The organism is Rhodoblastus sp., assembly GCF_041915505.1.
In the GTDB taxonomy this organism is placed as follows: Bacteria; Pseudomonadota; Alphaproteobacteria; order Rhizobiales; family Beijerinckiaceae; genus Rhodoblastus.
Genome location: NZ_JAYSBG010000332.1, coordinates 1 through 3,844, shown reverse-complemented (window position 1 = coordinate 3,844; position 3,844 = coordinate 1). Strand labels below are relative to the sequence as shown.

The following is a 3,844-nucleotide window of genomic DNA, read 5'->3' as shown; positions in this document are numbered from 1 at the left end:
AAACCGCCTTTTGGACCGGCTGGGCGTAATAGGTGTTGAGGATCGAAAAGCGCGGCTTGGAATTGTCGATATTGATCGAATCGCGGCCGTGCCAGCTCGTGCGCAGGAAATCATAGGTCGGGTGGATGACCACGAAGGCGCAGCCGGTATTGGGCAGGAAAGGCACGGTCTTGTCCTCGGCAAGGCCGAAACTCTTCCACGAAAACAGGCCCTTGGGCGAGAGGCGGTAGAGAGTGGTGCCGAGCGCCTTCTGGCTGTCGTCCTCCGGCATATAGATCAGCACGGTCATGACCTTGCGCCGGGTGTCGGGATGCGGCTTGATTCGATAGCCGTCATAATCGGCGTAGAGCACCGGGCGCGGATACATCGGAACCGGCCAGCCTTCCTTGCTGGCCTTGGAGCGAATGCGCAGGCCCTCGTCGAGCTGCTCGCGCAGGGCGGCCTCCACTTCGGCATCCGAGCAAACATCGGACACCAGCTTCCACAAGGCGCGGCGATAATCGTCGCCGGCGTCGCAGGAGCCGTCGAACAAGGTGAACTGCCGGCGGGTATTGGCGCCGTTGAGCTGAACATAGCCCGCCTCATCGGGGCGGTTGACGATCAGCTCCTGATAAAAATCCTCCGGCCAGAAATTGCGGAAGACCAGATGAGGATAGGGCTTGGAAAAGACCTCGGCCGCCCGAATCGACTTCACCGCATGGGCGACGAGATCGTCATATCGGGGATCGGACATCGACGGTCTCCTTTCGGCTCCGCCGCGCGGCGCCTCCGCCGCGTGATAACGCCTTTTTCCGTCAGGCGAAAGTCCGGGTCGCCGTGAACCATAGTCGCGTCCGCGCCTCGGGGTCGGCGTTGAGGGTGATGTCGGTGACGACGGCCGCGCTTTGCGCGCCAGCGCGCAGGGCCTCGACCGCGCGCTCCGGCGTCAGCCCGCCGATGGCGACCAGCGGCGTGTCGCCGATCTTGCTTTTCCACAAGCCGATCTTTTCCAATCCCTGCGGCGCCCAGGGCATTTTCTTGAGCAGGGTCGGGAAGACCGGGCCCAGCGCGACATAATCCGGGCGCGCCGCCAGCGCGGTCCCCAGTTCGGCGTCGTCATGGGTCGAGACGCCGAGCTTCAGCCCGCCCCGGCGGATGGCGACGAGATCGGCCGCCGCAAGGTCCTCCTGGCCGAGATGGATGAAATCGCAGCCAAGCTCCAGGGCGAGCCGCCAATAATCATTGACGATCAATTGCGCGCCGTAATCGCGGCAGAGATCGCGCGCGGCGGCGATCTGGGCGCGCAGATCGGGCTCGCTCGTCTCTTTCACCCGCAACTGGACGAGTTTCACCCCGCAGGGCAGCAGGCGGCGGATCCAGTCGACATGATCGACGATGAGGTAGAAGGGATCGAGTTTCATGAAAAGGCGCGGCCCAGCACGGGGGTAGAAGGGGCGGCCATGTCCTTGGGCTCCATCGGCGTCGCGCGATACGCCGCCCGCCCGGCTTCGCATGCCAAAGCGAAGGCCCGCGCCATGGCGATCGGATCGCCCGCGCGGGCGATCGCCGTATTGAGCAGCACGGCGTCATAGCCCAGCTCAAAGGCGTGCGCCGCCTGCGACGGCGTCCCCAGGCCGGCGTCGATCACCAGCGGAATATTGGGGAAATGCGCCCGCATGGCGCGCAAGGCGAACAGATTGTTGAGCCCCCGGCCCGAGCCGATCGGCGCGCCCCAGGGCATCAGCACCTTGCAGCCGGCGTCGAGCAGCTTTTCCGCCACCACCAGATCGTCGGTCGTATAGGGAAAGACGCAGAAGCCGTCGTCGCACAGGATGCGCGCGGCCTCGACCAGCCCGAACACGTCCGGCGCGAGCAGGTCCTCCTCGCCGATCACCTCCAGCTTGATCCAATTGGTGCCGAACAATTCCCGCGCCATCTGCGCGGTCGACACCGCCTCCTTGACGGTGCGGCAACCGGCCGTATTGGGCAGCACGCGCAGCCCGAGCCCCCGGATCAGGCCCCAGAAACTTTCGCCGGCGCGCCCGCCCCCGGCCTCGCGACGCAGGGAAACGGTCACCACTTCCGCGCGCGAAGCCGCCAGGGCCTCGGCGAGAATGGCGGGCGAGGGATATTGCGCTGTGCCGACCAGCAGGCGCGAGGTCAGTTCGGTATCGTAGAAACGCACGGGATCGTTCATCTCATCGCCTCATCATCGCCTCATCATCCGCGCATCATCCACCTTGGCGCGGCGTCAGGATCTCGACCCGGTCGCCCTCGGCCAGAACCCGGCCGGCGCGATCCTTGGCGCGCACGAAATTCTCATTGACCGCGGTGGCGACATGGTCCGAACCAAGGTCGAGTTCAGCGAGCAGCGCAGCGAGGTCAGGCGCGCACACGTCGCGCGTCTCGCCATTGACCACGATCTTCATCCATGACCTCCGGAAAATAAGCGTCTTCCAGCACGACCCGCGCGGCGCGGCTGGCGAGCGGCGGCGACAGCAGGAAGCCGTGCCGGTAAAGCCCGTTGAGGAACAGCCGGCGCCCGTCGCGCACGATTCGCGGCAGATTGTCGGCGAAGCTCGGCCGCACGTCCGAGCCGGTCTCGACCACTTCGGCCTGGGCGAAAGCCGGATGGATCGCGAAGGCCGAATTGACCAGCTCGACCAGGGATTGCGCCGTGACCCGCGCCCGCTCCTCGTTCTCGATCATCGTCGCACCAACCATGAAGGTCCCGTCGGGGCGCGGCACGACATAGACCGGATGGCGCGGATGCAGCATGCGAACGGGGCGCGACAGCCGGATATCCGCCGAGCGCAGGATCATCATCTCGCCCTTGACCCCGCGCAGGCCGGAAAGATTGGGCTTGGCGGCATATCCCCGGCAATCCAGCACCCAATCGCAACGGTCGGGCAGGGTTGCGGCGTCGACGCCATAATGAAAGGCGACATTGCGCTCGGCAGCGAGCAGGCCGGCGAGATGGGCGGTGGCCGCGCGCGGCGCGAGATGCGCCTCCTCCTCGAAATAGAGCGCGCCGGAGAAATTATCGGCGAGGTCGGGCTCCAGCGCGGCGAGGCCGTCGCGGTCGAGCGTGGCGAAATGCGAGGTGCGCCGCGAGAACTGGACCAGTTCGGCGCGGTCGCGTTGGGGCGCCACCACCAGGCTGCCCCGGCGTTCGGCAATCGGAAGGACGTTCGTCCAGAAATCCAACGCTTCGGCGCCAAGGGTCGCCACGATCGGCTCGGTCGATTCAGCCTCGCACCAGGGCGCGATCATGCCGCCGGCGTAAAAGGAGCAGCCCCGGCCCGGGCCCGGCTGTTTCTCGACGATTTCCAGAGCGATGTCGCGGCCGGCCGCCTTGGCGCGCGTGACGAGTTCGTATGCGGCGGTCAGCCCGGCCGCGCCGGCGCCAATGATGCGAATGCGCATGTCTCGCCCTCGTCACCCGCCTTTTTGGCGGAAAAAGCCCCGGAAAAGAAACGGGCGTGAGCGAAGGAGACCTTCGTTTCGCGCCATCCCTCCGCCAGTGCGAACTGGATCAGGTGCGGCGGCCTGTCGAGGCCGCCTGAGGGTCGCCGGGCCGTCCTCTGCTTGCGCAGCGACGCCGCCAGCCTCTCAGCCCCCTGGCGGGGCTCCCCTTGGCAATGATGAAACTTATGTGTCCTCGACGCCCCCCGCGTCAAGGGACAGATCGCGGATTGGCGAATTGGCGCCGTGCTTGCGTAGCAGCAACAAAGCGGCGGAAACGGCTTTACTTCGTGTTTAGAACCGTTCAAAAAACTCCAGCCGCGTGTTATATCTGACAGATGAGCAGGAAGATGGCTGGCGTGACCCTACAAAACGACAAGACCGCGGCGGCGCAGCGCAT

Annotated in this window: 5 protein-coding genes; all 5 read right to left on the bottom strand. The window is 65.8% G+C overall.

Annotation, left to right across the window (positions count from 1 at the left end):
• The coding region (locus ACE3S9_RS16340; RefSeq protein WP_374547539.1) for a hypothetical protein at positions 1-733 on the bottom strand (733 nt) is incomplete at its 3' end.
• 61 nt (positions 734-794) lie between these two features.
• The gene (locus ACE3S9_RS16335; RefSeq protein WP_374547538.1) at positions 795-1,400 is read right to left on the bottom strand and encodes a thiamine phosphate synthase; all 606 of its coding nucleotides are present in this window, start codon (positions 1,398-1,400) and stop codon (positions 795-797) included.
• Positions 1,397-2,176 carry a thiazole synthase gene (locus tag ACE3S9_RS16330; protein ID WP_374547537.1) on the bottom strand — a complete coding sequence of 260 codons (780 nt, stop codon included), beginning with the start codon at positions 2,174-2,176 and terminating at the stop codon, positions 1,397-1,399. The genes ACE3S9_RS16335 and ACE3S9_RS16330 overlap by 4 nt, the downstream gene beginning before the upstream one ends.
• A gap of 34 nt (positions 2,177-2,210) precedes the next feature.
• Positions 2,211-2,408, bottom strand: coding sequence for a sulfur carrier protein ThiS (thiS, locus tag ACE3S9_RS16325; RefSeq protein WP_374547536.1), 198 nt, complete (start codon positions 2,406-2,408; stop codon positions 2,211-2,213).
• Positions 2,362-3,405: an FAD-dependent oxidoreductase gene (locus tag ACE3S9_RS16320; protein ID WP_374547535.1), complete on the bottom strand. Its 1,044-nt coding sequence runs from the start codon at positions 3,403-3,405 to the stop codon at positions 2,362-2,364. The genes thiS and ACE3S9_RS16320 overlap by 47 nt, the downstream gene beginning before the upstream one ends.
• Positions 3,406-3,844 lie beyond the last annotated feature (439 nt).

Bases quoted from the DNA above. Each gene is read 5' to 3' on its own strand.
- ACE3S9_RS16335 (WP_374547538.1), bottom strand. From the start codon at position 1,400: ATGAAACTCGATCCCTTCTACCTCATCGTCGATCATGTCGACTGGATC.
- ACE3S9_RS16320 (WP_374547535.1), bottom strand. From the start codon at position 3,405: ATGCGCATTCGCATCATTGGCGCCGGCGCGGCCGGGCTGACCGCCGCA.
- thiS (WP_374547536.1), bottom strand. From the start codon at position 2,408: ATGAAGATCGTGGTCAATGGCGAGACGCGCGACGTGTGCGCGCCTGAC.
- ACE3S9_RS16330 (WP_374547537.1), bottom strand. From the start codon at position 2,176: ATGAACGATCCCGTGCGTTTCTACGATACCGAACTGACCTCGCGCCTG.